This is a genomic window from Prolixibacteraceae bacterium, assembly GCA_019720755.1.
Taxonomy (GTDB): Bacteria; Bacteroidota; Bacteroidia; order Bacteroidales; family Prolixibacteraceae; genus Halosquirtibacter; species Halosquirtibacter laminarini.
Genome location: CP081303.1, coordinates 266281 through 285133, shown reverse-complemented (window position 1 = coordinate 285133; position 18853 = coordinate 266281). Strand labels below are relative to the sequence as shown.

Annotated in this window: 15 protein-coding genes; 7 read left to right on the top strand and 8 right to left on the bottom strand. The window is 34.3% G+C overall.

Features of this window, described 5'->3' with window-relative positions:
- Positions 1-2: 2 nt before the first annotated feature.
- Positions 3-1013, bottom strand: coding sequence for an FAD:protein FMN transferase (locus tag K4L44_01210; protein QZE14518.1), 1011 nt, complete (start codon positions 1011-1013; stop codon positions 3-5).
- 164 nt (positions 1014-1177) lie between these two features.
- On the opposite strand from K4L44_01210, the gene K4L44_01205 reads away from it, so the two are divergent.
- From K4L44_01205 to K4L44_01190, 4 genes are read left to right on the top strand one after another with little or no spacing between them, the layout of a single operon-like run.
- The gene (locus tag K4L44_01205) at positions 1178-1960 is read left to right on the top strand and encodes a patatin-like phospholipase family protein (protein QZE14517.1); all 783 of its coding nucleotides are present in this window, start codon (positions 1178-1180) and stop codon (positions 1958-1960) included.
- Between the two features lie 27 nt (positions 1961-1987).
- A complete protein-coding gene (locus K4L44_01200) occupies positions 1988-3253 on the top strand; it encodes an aspartate kinase (GenBank protein ID QZE14516.1) in 1266 nt (421 codons plus the stop codon).
- Between the two features lie 11 nt (positions 3254-3264).
- Positions 3265-3756, top strand: coding sequence for a pantetheine-phosphate adenylyltransferase (gene coaD / locus K4L44_01195; protein ID QZE14515.1), 492 nt, complete (start codon positions 3265-3267; stop codon positions 3754-3756).
- Positions 3737-5161 carry a hypothetical protein gene (locus K4L44_01190; GenBank protein QZE14514.1) on the top strand — a complete coding sequence of 475 codons (1425 nt, stop codon included), beginning with the start codon at positions 3737-3739 and terminating at the stop codon, positions 5159-5161. The genes coaD and K4L44_01190 overlap by 20 nt, the downstream gene beginning before the upstream one ends.
- Positions 5162-5177: 16 nt before the next feature.
- Here K4L44_01190 and K4L44_01185 read toward each other — a convergent pair whose 3' ends face one another.
- From K4L44_01185 to lysS, 5 genes are all read right to left on the bottom strand, one after another.
- Positions 5178-5945 (bottom strand): transporter, encoded by a 768-nt coding sequence (locus K4L44_01185; protein ID QZE14513.1) that lies wholly within the window; start codon positions 5943-5945, stop codon positions 5178-5180.
- Positions 5946-6014: 69 nt separating this feature from the next.
- Positions 6015-6926, bottom strand: coding sequence for a DMT family transporter (locus K4L44_01180; protein QZE14512.1), 912 nt, complete (start codon positions 6924-6926; stop codon positions 6015-6017).
- Between the two features lie 59 nt (positions 6927-6985).
- Positions 6986-8332, bottom strand: coding sequence for a glucose-6-phosphate isomerase (locus K4L44_01175; GenBank protein QZE14511.1), 1347 nt, complete (start codon positions 8330-8332; stop codon positions 6986-6988).
- 29 nt (positions 8333-8361) lie between these two features.
- The gene (locus tag K4L44_01170) at positions 8362-9357 is read right to left on the bottom strand and encodes an NAD(P)H-dependent glycerol-3-phosphate dehydrogenase (protein QZE15929.1); all 996 of its coding nucleotides are present in this window, start codon (positions 9355-9357) and stop codon (positions 8362-8364) included.
- Positions 9358-9379: 22 nt separating this feature from the next.
- Positions 9380-11101, bottom strand: coding sequence for a lysine--tRNA ligase (gene lysS / locus K4L44_01165; GenBank protein ID QZE14510.1), 1722 nt, complete (start codon positions 11099-11101; stop codon positions 9380-9382).
- A 535-nt stretch (positions 11102-11636) separates the two neighbouring features.
- Here lysS and recJ point away from each other — a divergent pair.
- Positions 11637-13358, top strand: coding sequence for a single-stranded-DNA-specific exonuclease RecJ (gene recJ / locus K4L44_01160; protein ID QZE14509.1), 1722 nt, complete (start codon positions 11637-11639; stop codon positions 13356-13358).
- A 69-nt stretch (positions 13359-13427) separates the two neighbouring features.
- Positions 13428-14657, top strand: coding sequence for an NCS2 family nucleobase:cation symporter (locus K4L44_01155; protein QZE14508.1), 1230 nt, complete (start codon positions 13428-13430; stop codon positions 14655-14657).
- Positions 14658-15168: 511 nt separating this feature from the next.
- Here the strand turns inward: K4L44_01155 and K4L44_01150 are convergent.
- Positions 15169-16116, bottom strand: a complete 948-nt coding sequence (locus K4L44_01150; protein QZE14507.1) for a TonB family protein — start codon at positions 16114-16116, stop codon at positions 15169-15171.
- 222 nt (positions 16117-16338) lie between these two features.
- Here K4L44_01150 and K4L44_01145 point away from each other — a divergent pair, with 222 nt between their 5' ends.
- Positions 16339-17325: a hypothetical protein gene (locus K4L44_01145; GenBank protein QZE14506.1), complete on the top strand. Its 987-nt coding sequence runs from the start codon at positions 16339-16341 to the stop codon at positions 17323-17325.
- 37 nt (positions 17326-17362) lie between these two features.
- On the opposite strand, the gene K4L44_01140 is transcribed toward K4L44_01145, so the two are convergent.
- A complete protein-coding gene (locus tag K4L44_01140; GenBank protein QZE14505.1) occupies positions 17363-18658 on the bottom strand; it encodes a lysine 2,3-aminomutase in 1296 nt (431 codons plus the stop codon).
- Between the last annotated feature and the right edge of the window lie 195 nt (positions 18659-18853).

The window sequence follows — 18853 nt, the reverse complement described above, 5'->3', positions numbered from 1 at the left end:
ACTTAATCTATTAAATCTTTAATATTACGTTTGAATCCAGATGAGCTCCAAACTTTATTTTTCTCTCCATCAAAATAGATAAAGAAAGCCTCTAAATCAGGAGAGCTTAATACAATCTTTTTAGCCTCTTCAAGCCCCATTACCATAAAAGATGTAGCATAAGCATCCGCCTCCATACAAGTTGGAGCTAAGACACTAGAACTTAAAAGGGAGTGTTGTACAGGATATCCAGTACGAGGATCAATGGTATGTGCATACTTCTTGCCATCTTTCACATAGAAATTACGATAATTACCAGAGGTGGCTAAACCACAATCTTTCAACATGACTGTAGCTCGAAGCTCTTGGTTATCAAGTGACATATCTTCTTTGGGTTTATTTATTCCAATCACCCAGATATTACCCTTTTCATTAATCCCTTGTGCATCTATCTCTCCACCAATCTCAACCATAAAATTTCTACAACCTTTACGTCTAAGAAAATCAGAAACCACATCCACAGAAAAGCCTTTTGCAATAGCACTGGCATCAAGCATTATTCGAGGGTCATCTTTCACTATCTTACCATCTTGCAATTTGACCATTTGATAACCAACAATCGATTTTAGACTATCAATGACATCTGCAGAGATATTCTCACGATTCTTAAAACCAAATCCCCAAGCATTGACCATTGGAGCTACAGTCATATCAAAGGCACCACTAGTGACTTTAGATACGGACACCGCTTTCTTGAAACACTTCAAGAAAAATGGATCTAAAGAAGTATCCTCGTTTTTATTTACCTTCGAGATCGTTGAATTGGGATTGAAAGTAGATAATGAATTATCAAAACTCGCCATCTCTTTTTTAATCTCTTTATGCAGATCTTTACCGTCTGGACTCTCGTATACAATATGGTATAGTGTTCCATATACTGCTCCAGTGTTGAACACATATCGAGGAGCTTTGTTACTACAACTAGAGTAGAATATTATAGAACATACAACAAACCAAAATCTAATTTTATTCATCAGAAAAATAGTTTTGAATTAAGTGTTTTTTTAGAAGTTACAAAGGTAAATAATCAAACAATACCTATATTCATTTTTGTATCTAAATTAACAGTTTAGAAAACTCATCGACTACAATTAACTCTTTTTATATCCTATAAAGTTTTAACGCAATCACAAAGATTATGAAAGACGAGACAAAAAAAAGTATAGGGCTGGCACTTAGCGGAGGTGGAGCTCGCGGAATCGCTCATATTGGAGTTATTCAAGCTTTAGAAGAGGCCAATATATCCATTAAAGCAATCTCTGGAACGAGTATGGGGGCTTTTATAGGTGCACTGTATGCTAGTGGATACTCTCCCAAAGAGATGTTAGATCTATTTAATAAAAAACATGTGAAAGATCTATTTCATCCAAAGATTAAAAGTCATGGATTGATTAAAGTGGCACTGAAAGAGAATGGTCTTAGTAATATATTTAAAGCCAAAACTTTTGAAGAGCTCGAATTGCCACTGTTTATATCTGTTTCGAATATAACCAAAGGAGCACTAGAAGTAGTTCATCACGGAGAGTATCTCCCATATGTAATCGCATCATGTGCCATTCCTGTCATATTCCCTTCTCAAATAATTAATGATCAATGTTATGTAGATGGAGGTCTTTATGACAATCTACCAGCGAAGTCCCTTTTAGATTCATGCGCATCGATACTAGGAGTGCATGTCAATTATAATGGAGAGAGAGTGATAGAAAGTGGTGTAAAAGCTGTAGCAGAAAGATGTTTCCAACTTGCCATTGGAAGCAATGTAAAAGACTCTGTCAAACACTGCAATTGGCTTGTTGAACCCAAAGAGCTCAGAAACTATGGTACTTTTGCCTTTTTAGAAAAAGAGGAAATATTTCAAATAGGATATGATTACGGCAAGAAGGTTATTAAAAATAAAATTATTCCCGATATTTGTACCTAATAATTGACCACGCTGATATTAATTAATATGATTAAAGTATATAAATTTGGTGGTGCTTCGGTTAAAGATGCAACAAATATTATCCGTTTGGCAAATCAACTAAAAGAGGATCAGTACCCTCATAAGGTGGTTGTTATTTCTGCGATGGGTAAGATGACGAATGCCTTTGAAAGACTTGCAAATGCATATTTCGAACAAAACAGTCAGGATAAAAAAGACGCTTTTGACTATATCTATCAATATCATAGCAATATCATATCTGAACTTTTTAATCAAGATAGTCTGATTGAAATAGAAGAGCTCTTTGAACAAATCGAAACAAAAATAGCAGATTCACCCTCTCTGAATTTTGATTTTGAATACGATCAAATTGTTAGTTTTGGAGAGCTGTTATCAACAAAGCTCATCTCAAAATATATCTCCCATGCTGGACTTAACAATAGTTGGGTAGATATACGTCCACTTCTTAGAACGTCAGAAAATTATCGTGAAGGGGTGGTGGATTGGCAGATAAGTGAACAAAATATTCGTCAAAAATTCCGTTTCAAAACTAATAATGTCTCTTTGTATATAACACAGGGGTTTATTGCATCGACCTACACCAACCTAACAACCACATTAGGTAGAGAGGGATCTGACTACTCTGCTGCCATCGTTGCAAAGTCTTTAGAAGCAGATTCTTTGACGATTTGGAAAGATGTTGATGGGGTATTGAATGCAGACCCACGATATTTTACCGTGACTGAAAAAATTGAGTTTCTGTCTTATCGGGATGCAATTGAATTAGCCTATTTTGGGGCATCAGTGATTCACCCTAAAACGCTCAAGCCTCTAAGAGACATCGGGATTCCTCTATTTGTAAAGAATTTTCATCATACCATTAGAGAGGGGACAATGATCGGCAAACAAGAGAAGGTAAAACCACTTCCTCCTATATATATACTTAAGAAGGATCAAGTGTTAATTACTATCGCAGATAGAGGTTTATCATTTCTTACAGAAGAGGATATTGCATTCTTCTATCAAGCATTGGCTTTTCACCAAGCAAAATCTAATCTTGTTCAACAATCTGCACTCTATTTTTCCGTTGTGATAGATAAAAATGATCGTAAATTTTCTGCTATTATTGAACAACTGATGCAGAAATATCAAGTTAAATATAACGATGGATTAGAGCTTCTAACAATTCAAAATAGCAATCCAACAAGAAACAGTTTAGATTACATTAGCCATAAAGAGCTTTTGATAGAACAACATAATAGAAAAACATCAAGGTACTTAGTAAAACAATAACAATAATCAACATGTCAAATATTGCAGTCTTTCCAGGATCATTTGATCCTTTTACAATTGGTCACGAATCAATAGTTCGAAGAGCCTTACCAATGTTCGATCACATTGTCATTATGATTGGATATAATTCGGATAAAAGAACATTCTTCCCTCTTGAGAAGAAAGTTGAATGGATTAAAAAAGTCTTTTGCGATACACCTAAAGTATCAGTAGAGACACATGAAGGGCTTACTGTTGATTTCTGTAGAAAAGTAAAGTCAAACCACATATTAAGAGGGTTGAGAACCGCTGCTGATTTTGAGTATGAAAGAGCAATTGCTCAAGTGAATAAAAAAATGGAGGATCATTTGGAGACCGTTTTCTTACTAACAACTCCCGAACACACTCCTGTGACCTCAACTATCGTAAGAGATATATTAAGACATAACGGCGATATTTCGATGTTTCTTCCATCGAACATTACAATGCAAGACCTAGCATCATATGTGGAAAAGAATCATTAAACACTCTCTATTAACAGTAATCGGAATAGCCATTAGAATCCCTCTTATGGCTTCCGAAATCTCTATTCAAAATGAGAGCTATGCTAATATGCAAGTTCAAATTTATACGATACAGAGCCCTATTAATATAAACAAGGTTGTAATTTGGGAAGGAAAATTTGACTCCAAAGGTTATATTCATGCAGAGATTCCTCTCAAAGAAACAATCAAAGCATACATCGATCTAGGAATATATCAATTTCTATTTTATCTAGATAAAGACCAAAACTACACACTTAAGTTGCCCTTATTTAAGAAACAAAGTAACAACTTTAAGAATAGTATCTATTTTAAAAGACAGCCATATCAAGTAGGTTTTGAAAAGTTACAACACAAAGATTCAAATATCGCTATCGGAGAGGTGGAGTATGTCTATCGAACAAAATGTCAAAAATATGGTCAACAACTTTTCTATCAACACAGTAAAAGTCGTTTAAAAAAGATCGTTGCTAGTATAGACTCACTAGATGATCCAAACAATAAATATCTGCACACTTTTATTGAATTAAAAAAGAGAGAGTTGACAGCTTCTGTTTATGGATACAACAGTCTTCAAATTGTAAAAGAGAATCTTTCAACACTGCCTTACGAATATACTCATGATCAATATATTCAATATTTTAATACAGTTCTTAATAACGATCTATATAAGTTGGCTCTTTCTACAGATCAGAAAAAGCTTTTTAATGCCATTAATAACGGTAATATTAACACCATCCGAGAGTCGCTTAAATCCTGTGGCATCACAAACCAATTAATTGATCCTTATATCCTTAAAGGTATAAAAGATGCACTCTACAGTAATAGTTTTAAGAAAAAGACACTTTTACAACTTATCAATATGATGACTCATTCTGAGAATCATCATACCTCAAAAGATGCTAAAGATATCTTGACCAATTATCATGAACAGATAAGTAAAATCATTAAAGTATCCCCAGAAGAGGTTCAGATTGATAATTTACACGCTTCAACAATAGAAGCTCCTAGAACGAAATATCAATATTGGGCTTTTATTGATCTACAAAACGGAAATGCAAAACAGGAGATTGACCAGCTAAACAATCTAGCACACAATCTTGGAAAGATATTGAATGTATCCATCGTAACTACAAAAGAGAATCGCACAGATAGTCTATTTAATAATTTCCATGGAACTCTTATTATTGATCATAATAAAACGACAAATCTTAAGAAAAAATGTCGTGTAGTAGCAACTCCTACTTTTGTCTTATTAAATAAGAAGTTTAAAGTCGTAAAAAATAATGCCTTGCGACCAAACAGAGGATTTCAAGAATATTTCTTAAAATACTATAGAGAGGAATATATTAAAGAACAAAGATCTAAATATAGGAATGCCCAATAAGGACATTCCTACATTGCTACCTCTTTTTTAAATCCAAAAGATATGAGAAACCTGCTGAGATAAAATATCCTCGACCAAAGCCTTTTAAATTGACACCTGCAGAGAGGTCTAACTGAAAATTATCTTTTACTAAATAGGTAAAGCCTCCATCGCAGTTACGTTCTATAGTATCTGTATCTCCATTATATGTCTCAAAATACTCAACATATAGGGATAACTTGTCTTTTATTATAGGATGAGAGTAGGCAATGGATACATCATAGTCGACCTCATCTGTTCCATCAGGCCATAAGACCCCTAAATTATAGGATAGTGAATTCCCCTTAGCAAACTCCCAACCTCCAATAAGTTTAAATAAAGGCTCTGATTTACTTGGAGAAAAATTACTATCCCCTACGGGTAATACCACATGGAATAGAAAAGAGAGAGCAGGGATAAATCGATCTTGTTCAAAAGCACTCATTTTAAAACCTATTTCCATATCCCCAATACCTTTATTATCGATTGTATTAGAACCTGTCCCCATTTCATGAAGATATGCAATATTATACCGTAACTCAAAGTTGTCAGTAACACCATAGCGAAGTAAGGTGGAGTTGTAAGTATGAGTCTTGATTTGATTATTGGATATCTCTTCAAATGTATACCCCGTTTCAATCTGAAGTCCATTCCTAGGGACCGTGAAATAGGACTCTGTAAGGTCAGGACGATCCGTACTAATCGCTTGACTAAATACTTGAAGTGTTAAACATGAAATTATAATCGTAAGAACAAAATGTTTCATAAGGTTTTCTTTATTAAAACATCCTTATTACCAATTAGTTCTACAATTCTTCTAGATTACATGAACCCCCTATTTTATTTTTAATTCAAGTCTTTTCATACGTACTTCAACCCATGTCATATAAACCAATCCTAAAAGAGTTGTAACACCTCCAAGTACCTGATATAATTTAGGAACTTCTCCCCAATAGAGATATGTACATAAAATAAGAACTAGACCTTTACTGCTTTGAATAACTGTGGCTCTAGATGCATCCATATACTTGAGGCTATAATAGACAAGATTGATTGCGAGGAAAGGACCGATAAACGCACCTATTGCAATATTCTTCAACGTTTCAATGGATATTGCCCAAGGGGTATTTGTATAAAACATAGAACATATTGCATAAATCAAAAGAAATATAGCTCGATTGGTATTGAGTACTAAAGGGGGAATCTTATTGATTTTTGTTTTGATCAATATCGTTTCAAAAGCAGCAATTAGGCAATGCCCAACCATTAGCACTGTCCCTTTATTCAACAAATCGGAGATTACCATATTGTCAGGAAATGAGGTGATCAAAATACCAACAAATGCAGCAACAAGTCCTATATATTCTTTTTTATATAATTTTTCCTTGAGAAGGGTAACACCAAATATTGCGGTAAATATTGGGAATAGATTGCCTAACATTCCAGAAACAGCAGCATTAGGAATGAAATGAATTGCACTAAAGAGCATTGTAGAAATGATAATCTCAAGCACTCCTAGCACTATCAGAACCTTATAATTGTGTATAATTATTGTTTTAATATTTTTTCTCGAATTGGTCAATCGCATTGTGAAACCATTCAAGATAAAAGAGAAGCCAAACCAATAAAGGCAAAATTGTTCTAGCGTAGAGGTCTCCATTGCTTTCTTCGAGAAGATAAAGATATGACAAAATGAGATAGTTGCTAAAACACACAAGATATAACCAATCGTTCTAGTGTTTTTCATATAGAGGAAAAAAAAGGCCACATGGTTACATGTGACCTATTATAAGTTCAAAAAACTTCTTATTTAAGTTTCTTTTTGATCTCTTCAGTTGCTTGCTCATATCCTGGCTTCTCCAGTAAAGCAAACATATTCTTTTTATAAGCTTCTACTCCTGGTTGATCAAATGGATTTACATCAAGCATGTAACCACTAATACCACAAGCTTTCTCAAAGAAGTATATCATTTGTCCAAGATAGTACTCATCTACTTTAGGAATTTCAACACGAAGGTTTGGTACACCACCATCCACATGTGCCAAAACAGTTCCTAATTCAGCCATCTTATTAACCTCATCCACATGTTTACCTGCAAGGAAATTAAGGCTATCAAGATTTGCTTCATCCTTAGGAACAAGCACAGTATTGTCTACACTCTTAACAGATAGTACTGTTTCGAAAAGAGTTCTTTCTCCTTCTTGAATATACTGCCCCATAGAGTGTAAGTCAGAAGAAAAATCTACGCTAGAAGGGTAAATACCTTTGCCTTCTTTTCCTTCACTCTCACCATATAATTGCTTCCACCATTCAGCAAAATAGTGCAATTTTGGATTATAGTTTACTAAGATTTCAATCTTCTTTCCTTTCTTGTAAAGCTCATTTCTTACCGCTGCATACTGAGCAGCAATATTATCTTCAAACTTCACTTCAGGAGATGTTTGTGCTTCCATATCTTTTGCCCCATTAATTAAAGCTCTGATATCAAATCCGGCACAAGCAATTGCAATCAAACCAACAGGAGTAAGAACAGAAAAACGTCCTCCAACATCATCAGGTATAACAAATGTTTTATATCCCTCTTCTGTAGCTAGTTGACGAAGAGCTCCTTTAGAAGCATCCGTTACTGCAATAATACGGTTTACAGCTTCTTCTTTGCCATACTTGTCTTCGATATCTTTCTTCAGTACACGGAAAGCCAAAGCAGGCTCAGTTGTAGTTCCTGATTTAGAAATAACAACAATACCATACTCTTTACCTTGAAGAAGAACTCTTAGTTCTGCTAAGTAATCTTCACTAATATTTTGACCAGCAAAGATAACATGAGGAGCATCAGTATCCTGAAATTGTTGAAAATTGTTTGAAAGAGCATCGATGACTGCTTTCGCACCAAGGTATGAACCACCAATACCTACAACTACTAAGATGTCTAGTTTTTTAGCTGACAATTTTGCAGCTGTAGCTTCAACATCTTCGATATGTTCATTAGAGATACTTGAAGGAAGGTTAACCCAACCTAAGAAATCATTTCCTCGCATCGTCTTATCATGAAGAGCAAGGTTAAATTTTTCAGCATCTGCTTTGTAGCTATCAATTGACTCTTGGCTAATAAAACCAAGGGTACGATTAAAATCAAGCGAGATATTTTCCATCTTATATTTCGTTTATTGTAATAAGTCTCTTATCTAAGATGCTCCGTAAGAAGTCTTAGCTCAATGGAAGGAGAGATGTTCTCATAAAGAATATTGTAAACAGCATCAGTGATAGGCATATTTACATTATATCTCTCATTAATCTCCTTTATACATTTGACAGCATAATATCCTTCTGCCACCATATGCATCTCCAACATGGCTGATCTAGTCGAATAACCTTTACCAATCATCATACCAAAAGTTCTATTTCTAGAGAACTGAGAATAACCAGTAACCAACAGGTCTCCTAAATATGCACTTGATTTGATATCTCGAGTAATTGGGTGAACAGTATCCACAAAACGTTTAATCTCTTGTATTCCATTAGAAATAAGAACAGCTTGGAAATTATCGCCATAACGTAGACCATGAGCAATACCCGATGCAAGAGAGATGATATTTTTTATAACAGAAGAATATTCTGTACCATAAATATCTTCACTAATGTGTGTACGGATAAAAGGACACTCTAAATTAAAAGCAAATTGTCTCGCTTTTTTGATATCAGGACATGCAATCGTAAGGTAAGAGAGAAGCTCTCTCGCAACCTCTTCCGCATGACAAGGTCCAGCAATAACACCAATTGATTCGAATGGGACATTGAATCGTTCATGAAAGAATTCTCCCACAATAGTATTATCATCAGGCACAATTCCTTTAATTGCAGAGACAATAAACTTTTGTGATATATCCACAGTTAAGTCTTTAACTGCATCTTTAAGAAATGCCGAAGGAATAACAAAAATTAAGATATCAGAGTTTTCTGCAATCTCATTAATATCAGAATAAAAGTCAATTCTTTCTGTTTCAAACTCAACAGCGCGCAAATATTTTGGGTTATGCTTATATTTTTTGAAAAGTTTAATATTATCTTCTGAACGAAAATACCAATTAAAGCCTTCGACATTATGCATAAGCATTTTAGCAAGAGCTGTAGCCCAGCTCCCGCTTCCAATGATTGCAATTCTTTGTTTTTTATCTATTTCAGCCATTTAGCATCTAAACTTAGTTGAACCAGTTCTTCACCTCATCAGCAGATGGGTTTTTCAGACCTAGTTTATTCTTTTTGTTGAAACCACAAAGATCATTAAATAGTTTTCCTGGCTTCAATTCGTGAAGTTGCGACACCTTCTGAATCCCCATCTGTCTGATCACTTCGATCCATTCAGGGACCATACCGAGTTCAGCAAATTTTTCATCAGAATCAATAGTTACTTTCTTCTCTGGTTTCATTTGGGGGAAGAAAAGTACATCTTGAATCGAAGGTGAATTAGTCATCAACATTGTCAAACGGTCAATACCAATACCCATACCCGATGTAGGAGGCATTCCGTATTCCAAGGCTCTTACAAAGTCCATATCTATAAACATAGCCTCGTCATCACCTTTCTCAGATAGTTTCAATTGATCTTGAAAACGATCTAATTGATCAATAGGATCATTCAACTCAGAATAAGCATTACAAAGTTCTTTCCCATTTACCATCAATTCAAAACGTTCAGTAAGCTCAGGGTTCTCACGATGTTTCTTACATAATGGAGACATTTCAACAGGATAATCAGTAATGAATGTTGGTTGAATATAATTTCCTTCACATTTTTCACCAAAAATCTCATCAATAAGCTTTCCTTTACCCATACTAGGATCCACTTCTACTTCTAAAGTTTTACAAACTTCAATAAGTTCCGTTTCATTCATCCCAGAGATATCGATACCTGTATGTTCTTTAATCGCATCAATCATAGAGATTCGCTTGAATGGACGCTTAAAGTCAATCTCTTTGTCACCAACCTGAACTTTAGTCGTTCCATGAAGATCCAAAGCTACTTTCTCGATCATCTCCTCAGTGAAGTCCATCATCCAATTATAGTCTTTGTAAGCAACATAGATCTCCATCACAGTAAATTCAGGATTGTGAGTTCTATCCATTCCTTCATTACGGAAATCTTTAGCAAACTCATACACCCCATCAAAGCCACCAACAATAAGTCTCTTAAGATACAACTCGTTAGCGATACGCATATACAAAGGCATATTTAAGGCATTATGATGCGTGGTAAATGGTCTTGCTGAAGCACCGCCAGGAATAGGTTGTAAGATAGGAGTTTCAACTTCCAAGTAACCATTCTCATTGAACATATTTCTCATCGTATTGATGATCTTTGTTCTCTTCACGAAAGTATCTTTCACCTGTGGATTTACAATTAAATCGACATAGCGTTGACGGTAACGTAGTTCAGGATCGGTAAAAGCATCAAAAGTTTTACCATCTTTCTCTTTTACAATTGGCAGCGGTTTCAATGACTTACTCAATACAACAAGCTCTTTAGCATGGATTGAAATTTCGCCAACTTGAGTTACAAAAGCAAATCCCTTAATACCAATAATATCGCCTATATCAAGAAGCTTCTTAAACACATCGTTGTAAAGCGTTTTATCGTCTTCAGGACAGATTTCATCACGGTTGATGTACAACTGAATTCTTCCGTCATGATCTTGTAGTTCAGCAAAAGAAGCTTTACCCATGATACGACGACTCATGATACGACCAGCAACAACGACCTCTTGGAAGTTATTTTTTTCAGGCACAAAGTTTTCTTTGATCTCCTTGCTAGTAGTGTTGACCTTGAATTCTTCTGCTGGGTATGCTTCGATACCTAAATCTCTTAATTTTTGAAGAGAATTTCTTCTAATTATCTCTTGTTCGCTTAGCTCTATTCTGCTCATTTTGTAATGATGAGATGTTTAAATCGGCAAATTCCTAGGTATTGAATTCCCTTGATATAGTCTTTTATTCAAAATATATATCGCTCTTTTTCAGGATCTGCCTGCCTATGTAAAATGGCAAAATTAAAAAAATGTTTGCTTACTTCTATCTATTTTAATCCTTTTCTTTATGCAAGATGTTTTTTTCTTTTTTTTTCAAGTTTAATAAGTCTCTTATATGTAGACATTTAACACCTTTTATCTACAAACACCTTTTTTAAGTTATTTCATCTTTAAAACGAGTGAATCAACTCTCAACACAAAATCATATACATCTAAGGATAAGATTATTACACAATAAATAAATAACAACACAATATAACCTAAAATACAATATATCGGGAAAATTATAATCTTTAGTCGTTTATCTCGATATAAAATCAACTTGCAAAAAGAGGTGCTTTTCGTATCTTTGGAATACCTATACTATTGATTCGGAGAAGATACCCTTTTTTGAATTCTATTGATATCAGTATAGACGAAAGAGACAATGTAAATGCAAAAAGAGTGGAAAAATAAAGAGCCTGGTGACCCGAATAAGGTCAAAAACTTATCTGCTGCCTTAGGTGTAGATATAGCTATAGCAAACTTACTGGTTCAAAGAGGTATTACAACCTTTGAAGAATCTAAGAAATTCTTTCGTCCAAAGTTAAGTGATCTTCACGACCCCTTCTTAATGAAAGACATGGATAAGGCGGTTGGAAGGCTACATAAAGCAATTGAAAACCAAGAGAAAGTCTTAGTTTATGGAGACTATGACGTGGATGGAACCACATCTGTTGCATTGATGTGCAGCTTCATTCGTAAATTTATCAAAGATTATGAATACTACATTCCAGACCGATATGTAGAAGGTTACGGAGTATCCACTCAAGGAATTGAATATGCTAAAAATAACAACTTCGATCTTATTATTGTATTGGACTGTGGTATCAAAGCGGCAGACAAAGTAGATTTAGCCACTTCTTATGGTATTGATTTCATTATTTGTGATCACCATAATCCTGACGACGTCATCCCTAAAGCAGTTGCAGTACTTAATCCAAAGCAAGAAGACTGCCCCTACCCTTACAAAGAACTATCAGGTTGTGGAGTTGGGTTTAAATTCCTCCAAGCATATTGTGTTCGTCACCATATTCCTCTCGATGTAATATACGACTATTTAGACGTTGTGGTTGTCAGTATTGCTGCAGATATTGTCCCTATCACTGGTGAAAATAGAGTATTAGCATATTGGGGACTTCAGAAACTGAATAGTGCCCCTTCTATTGGCCTCAAGACCATTATTCAAAATGCGGGTATTTCAGGTCAAGAACTTAGAATTAATGATATTGTTTTTAAAATAGGTCCGCGTCTTAATGCTTCTGGAAGAATAGAGCATGGGAATAAATCTGTTCGCATTCTTCTAAGTGAAAACGAAGAAGAAGCATCTCTTCTAGGTAGCAAAATTGACTCTTTTAATGAGATACGCAAAACACTCGACAGAGATATTACCAATCAAGCGTATCAAATGATTGTGGACAATGAAGAGATGATACAGCAAAAGTGTACCGTTTTATATAATAGAGATTGGCACAAAGGTGTTGTTGGTATCGTTGCCTCCCGTTTGACTGAACAATTTTATCGACCTACCATTATTCTTACCGAATCAAATGGTTTGGCTACTGGATCGGCACGGAGTGTTGGATCATTTGATTTATATGAAGCAATTGGCAAATGTTCCGATCTTCTTGAATCATATGGTGGCCATATGTTTGCCGCAGGCCTGACACTTAAAATAGATAAAGTCGGAGAATTTAGACGTCGATTTAATCACATTGTCGAAGAGACATTAAGTGAAAAAGATATGGTTCAAACTATAGAAATTGATGCAAAAGTTTCACTTTCCGATATAAATCCTAAATTTGTAAGAATTTTGAAGCAGTTTGAACCTCTAGGACCTCATAACAGTGCTCCAATTTTTGTTACAGAAGATGTTTTAGATCATGGCACAAGTAGACTTGTTGGAAAAAGCCTTGAACACCTTAAGTTAGATCTTGTTGAACCAAACAGAACGACAGCAGTGTTTTCTGGAATTGCTTTTTCACAGGGGCATTATTTTAATATAATAAAACAAGCCATGCCTTTTGACATATGTTATATGATAACAGAAAATGAGTTTAGAGGGAAAGTCACGACACAACTAAATGTCAAAGATATTCGTTCTCATGAGTCCTAAAAGGAACAGATCGGTTTTAAAATGATTACGTAAATATTTTATTTTTTTTGTAACCATTTTTGCTGTATTATGAACTCAACGTCTCGTACGTCGATAGGGGTGAAAGAAACCATCCTTGGAATTCAATTTCTATTTGTAGCCTTTGGTGCTACTGTTCTTGTGCCCCTTCTTGTTGGGATTGACCCATCCGTAGCCTTATTCTCTGCAGGGGTAGGAACCATAATTTTTCATTTTATCACCAAAGGAAAAGTTCCTGTTTATCTTGGTAGTAGTTTTGCCTTTATTGCACCAATGATTGCTTGTAGTAAGCTTTATGGTATGCCTGCCATGTTTGGAGGTATTATTGCAGTTGGTATTATTTATGCAATTGTCTCTACAATTATTAAACTTCGAGGTACTCGTTTTATTGAACTTCTCTTTCCTTCCGTAGTTGTCGGGCCGGTCATTATGCTTATCGGACTCTCACTTGCTCCCAATGGAGTGAACATGGCCAAAACGAATTGGGCTGTTTCTGGATCGGTTCTCATGGTTGCAATTTTTACTGTTATGGCAGGGAAGGGGATATTTAAACTTATCCCCATTTTTGTGGGTTTAACTTTCGGATATATTCTATCCATGGTTCTTGGGACCATTGACTATACTCCAATCTTAAGTGCGAAATGGTTTGCACTTCCTGAATTTATCGCTCCTGAATTTAAATGGCAAGCAATGTTATATATGATTCCTGTAGCAATTGCACCAATCATTGAACACGTTGGAGATATGTATGCTATTGGTGGAGTGGTAAACAAAAATTACATCAAAGATCCAGGACTACACAGAACTCTTCTTGGCGATGGTATCGCGACGATGCTTGCTGGCTTCTTAGGTGGACCACCAAACACAACTTATTCGGAGGTTACAGGAGCAGTGTCACTTACAAAAGTAACAAACCCTGCTATTCTTCGTATTACGGCAGTTACTGCAATTGTCTTCTCTTTATGTGGGAAAGTTAGTGGATTCCTTCAAACTATCCCTCAAGCGGTGTTAGGAGGCTTAATGCTACTTCTTTTTGGTATGATTGCAAGTGTTGGAATCAAAACATTGGTTGATTCAAGAATCGATATGAATAACACCAGAAATCAAGTCATTATTTCTGTTGTTCTTACAATGGGAATAGGTGGAGCAGTATTTCAAATTGGAGACTTCGCTCTTCAAGGAATTGGCTTGGCATCTCTTGTTGGAGTTATTCTAAACCTTATACTTCCAGGAAGATCAAAAGCAGTTAAAAAAACAAATAAGGATGATATTGTGATATAAAATCATAATCAACTGAATAAATTGGCTAAATAAAGCCATACTAATGGATTGCCTTTATTATATATACGAGGCAATAATACACAAAAAGGTTGCAGTTCTTTCTTTAAGAACTACAACCTTTTTTATTAGTCAAAAATTAATAGAACATCTAATTATACACCTATATTTCCTTTCCAAACATGTCCGTAATTCAATTATAAAGGAGTATCATTTTCATTACTGATAAAGCATAAACACCAAATCAATAGAGTAAATTAAATAAGAAAACCTCGAACGAAAGATGCTTATCCAAGAATCTAAGATATAGGGATGAGGAGAAGACTACACTTAAAGAGCCTTTGTCTCAATATTCATTAAATAAAAGGATAACAGTTGAATAGGAGTATTACTAGAAACGATTCAAAAAAAATAAGCAGTAGATTAAAGAATTGTACTTTAATCTCACTGCTTATTTTGTCCTTTTATTATGTGGATAATATACATCTCACAAGCATAAATAGATTTACTCCATTTACACCTTCTTATCTAAGGTAAAACGTATTAGAAAACGTAATTCAGATTCTACCGTTTTATTATTTGATTTTGCTGGATGAAACTTTAACAACTTAACCACTCGAGAGGCCTCATCATCAATAGACGAACAGACACCTTTAACAATTCGAGTATTAAACACATCCCCATTGGTATCAATATCGACAATCACAATAACATCTCCTGTTATATCTTTTCGTTGTGCATCGGAAGGATAGACAATAGACCTTGTAATAAAACGGTGTGCATCATTTAAATCACCATGTATATATCGAGGAAGCTGATCAAGTTGTTTAACCAAATTTCCATTTTCATCATGTTCAGAATACATTACAACAACTCCATTATTAAATTCTCGATGAATACGAACCTTCCCATTCTCATAATAAGAGTAGAAACTTATTTCTTTCCCTTTATCATATATACGAAATAACTTTGGAACAAGGTTGGGATAAAAGACTTTATAATACTTAAGAAAACCGTCGTGATACTTCTTCTCCATCATAACCTGTCCGTTTACATAGAATTTCTTAAACGAAAGCTCAATACCATTATCATAATCTTTCTCACAGACGAGTGCTCCATTATGAAAATATTGTCTATATCTTCCATGCAAAACCATGCCTCTTGGCATCTTTTGTTTTATGATATCCTTGGATTTCTTATTAAATTTACCCCACTGGATATTATCCGGATCTAAAGCAAGACACTCACATTCCCACTGAAGAATTCCAACCATACTGAAACTTTTCAATGAATACACACTTGTCGAATCATCTTTTTGAACTCGATAGTAGTGAGTTGCTCTTTTTCGTTTAACCTCTTTATTCCTTTTATTATAATAAAATATGTGCGTATCAAAGGGGGAAGCAAAAACACTTGACACGACGCAAATAAGGAAAATTGATAATGGTAAAAACTTTTTCATTATACATTATTTAACAAATACTTTATAACAAATAGATGAGCTTACATTTTATTATGAAAATTGAATACAGATATATAACTCATTAACAATACTCAAATATAGCTGTTTTTTAATAGTATTATAACATAATACATTTAATAAATATATATTTATATAACTTATTTTTACCTTTATAAGAAATAAGTAAATCACAACAACACAAAAAGCAACAATCAAACTTTTATGAAATCTAAACAAATACTATTTATCCTTCTATTTTTACAAACAATACCTCTATACATTAAGGCAGAAGATAAAAATGAAAATTATAAATATAACATACATGTTACGCCAAAAAATTATCTTCGAAATGATACAATCATATCACTATACGAAGTAGAAAGTATAATCACGTTAGAAAAAAATGTGAAAGTAGGTAAATTACATAATCAAGTCCTTCAAAGTATAAATGAACTTGTTAGAGTAAAAACTCAAAATAAAATCGACACTTGCAAAACGACAAAACAATTTCAAAGCATCCTAAACAATGCGACACTTCAAATAGATACTCTAATAGCTTATAACAACACACTCAATAGTACAAACAAAAGATACAAATACCTCAACAATATATCGAAAGAGATTTCAAAAGAGAAAAAAGGAAGAGATATTAGTTTTACTAAAAAGAGATTTGGAACATCCATCTATTTTGGAACTAAATATGAGGTATATGATAAAGAGATCTCAAGACTTTATCACAACTGTCTCTCTTTAGAAGCGGGATTTGGAATCTCTTACAAAGAGATATTAGGAGATATTCATTTAAACTATGGAGAACTTAAAAACAAAATTGACTTAAATAAGCAGAACAATAACACAGATAAGTTAGAATTTGGATCCTCTATAAGTTATCCTGTACTAGATAGACATAAATGGAGGCTCTCTCCAATAATAAGATATGATTACGCTATAGTCTCTGATATATTTGACGATAAATACACCAACCAATTGAACGGGTACAATAAATATAGTATTGGATTCAATGTAGACTATATTATTTCAAGAAGATTAAATCTATTACCTTGTATTTCAGTATGGGGAAAGGAGATTCAAGATATCTGCCTTAGAGGTTTTTTCCAATTCAGCAATCTATCTCTTCCTGGAGATATTAACGGGAATCTATTTCAATGTGGAGTTGTTTTTAATATGTATGGGCGAGGAATAAAATAAAAAAGGATGCTTTTAAAGCATCCTTTTTTAAATATCATTAATGATACATATTATTTAATTCCTCTTCATAGAAAAATTCTTTTTCTCCGAATGCAGGTTTAAGATCTGTAATCCATATAGCATCAGGATCATACTTAGCAAAGAAAGGTTTTCCTACCCATTCTGGATTACGTCCTTGGATAAATGAAAGTATAAAAACCTTCTCCCCTTTAACCTCTGCAATCCCAACAATCTGAATTTTACCAGGATCACATGACATGCTTGGACCTCTTACAGTACGACAAACACCACTTACAGATTGGTAAGCATCTTTGAATATATTCCAAGCATCCTCTAAAGTTACAGCAAAATAGTCCTGTGCACCAGTATCTCTAGCAACAAACATATAGTAAGGAATAATACCTAAATCCACTTGTTTACGCCACATAGTACCCCATACATTCGCATCATCATTTATATGCTTCATCAATGGACTTTGTGAACGTATCTGTGCTCCAGTAGAACGAAGTGCAGTGATCGCATCTTGAACTGCTTTCGTTTCTAATGCACCATAGTGGTTAAAGTGAGCCATTATACTAAGGTTAATGCCACTATCAGTCACTTTTTTGAATAACTCTAATAATTGTGGTGCATCTTCATCAGTAGTAAAACGATAAGGCCAAAAAGTCAAAGCTTTTGTTCCGATACGAATAGTCTTTAAGTTTGATAGATTTGCATCAAGAAGCGTATTAATATACTTCTCGAAGAACTTTGTTTTCATAATAGAAGGATCACCTCCCGTAAAAAGAACATCGGATATTTCTGGATGTGCACGTAGATAATCAACCATTAAGTCAACTTCCTTCATTGCAAACTTCTCTTCTGTTAAAGCAAACTGTGACCAACGAAAACAGAAAGAACAATAAGCATGACATGTCTGTCCTTGAGAAGGAAAGAAAAGCATTGTTTCACGATATTTATGCTGCATTCCCTCTAGCTTGACACCATTCAGTTCAGGTACATTATGAGCTTGACCTGCTGGATTTGGATTCAGTTCATATCGGATTTCATCAATCACTTTTCTCAAATCACTCTTATCAGCACCGCTCTTTATTAAACTTGCAACACGATTAAAGTGCTCCTCTGACAACATCCCTTTTTGAGGAAATGTCAGTTTAAAGAATGGATCACTTTCCCAGTTTTCCCAATCAATTAATTCATCAACAACGTAGTTACTGGTTTTAAAAGGCAAAACATTACCAACTACCTCTATAACAAACCGGTCTTCTTCTGATAGATTTTGAATTTGTGGTAAGGTATGGTAATTTGCAAGTGTATAAGAACGATATTTCATGTAAATTAAATATATTTTAGCACATACTATAAACTCTGTAGCATGTATAATTTTGGTTTAAAAATGACGAGAGAACGCTCATCCAATTAGAAACAAATATACCTAAATTACACAAAACCAGCAAATTATACTAATTTAACACAAATACAGAACCAAATAAACCAAAATGAAATTGATCTGTTTTAATTAATCACA

Bases quoted from the DNA above. Each gene is read 5' to 3' on its own strand.
- K4L44_01210 (QZE14518.1), bottom strand. From the start codon at position 1,013: ATGAATAAAATTAGATTTTGGTTTGTTGTATGTTCTATAATATTCTAC.
- K4L44_01205 (QZE14517.1), top strand. From the start codon at position 1,178: ATGAAAGACGAGACAAAAAAAAGTATAGGGCTGGCACTTAGCGGAGGT.
- K4L44_01200 (QZE14516.1), top strand. From the start codon at position 1,988: ATGATTAAAGTATATAAATTTGGTGGTGCTTCGGTTAAAGATGCAACA.
- coaD (QZE14515.1), top strand. From the start codon at position 3,265: ATGTCAAATATTGCAGTCTTTCCAGGATCATTTGATCCTTTTACAATT.
- K4L44_01190 (QZE14514.1), top strand. From the start codon at position 3,737: ATGTGGAAAAGAATCATTAAACACTCTCTATTAACAGTAATCGGAATA.
- K4L44_01185 (QZE14513.1), bottom strand. From the start codon at position 5,945: ATGAAACATTTTGTTCTTACGATTATAATTTCATGTTTAACACTTCAA.
- K4L44_01180 (QZE14512.1), bottom strand. From the start codon at position 6,926: ATGAAAAACACTAGAACGATTGGTTATATCTTGTGTGTTTTAGCAACT.
- K4L44_01175 (QZE14511.1), bottom strand. From the start codon at position 8,332: ATGGAAAATATCTCGCTTGATTTTAATCGTACCCTTGGTTTTATTAGC.
- lysS (QZE14510.1), bottom strand. From the start codon at position 11,101: ATGAGCAGAATAGAGCTAAGCGAACAAGAGATAATTAGAAGAAATTCT.
- recJ (QZE14509.1), top strand. From the start codon at position 11,637: ATGCAAAAAGAGTGGAAAAATAAAGAGCCTGGTGACCCGAATAAGGTC.
- K4L44_01155 (QZE14508.1), top strand. From the start codon at position 13,428: ATGAACTCAACGTCTCGTACGTCGATAGGGGTGAAAGAAACCATCCTT.
- K4L44_01150 (QZE14507.1), bottom strand. From the start codon at position 16,116: ATGAAAAAGTTTTTACCATTATCAATTTTCCTTATTTGCGTCGTGTCA.
- K4L44_01145 (QZE14506.1), top strand. From the start codon at position 16,339: ATGAAATCTAAACAAATACTATTTATCCTTCTATTTTTACAAACAATA.
- K4L44_01140 (QZE14505.1), bottom strand. From the start codon at position 18,658: ATGAAATATCGTTCTTATACACTTGCAAATTACCATACCTTACCACAA.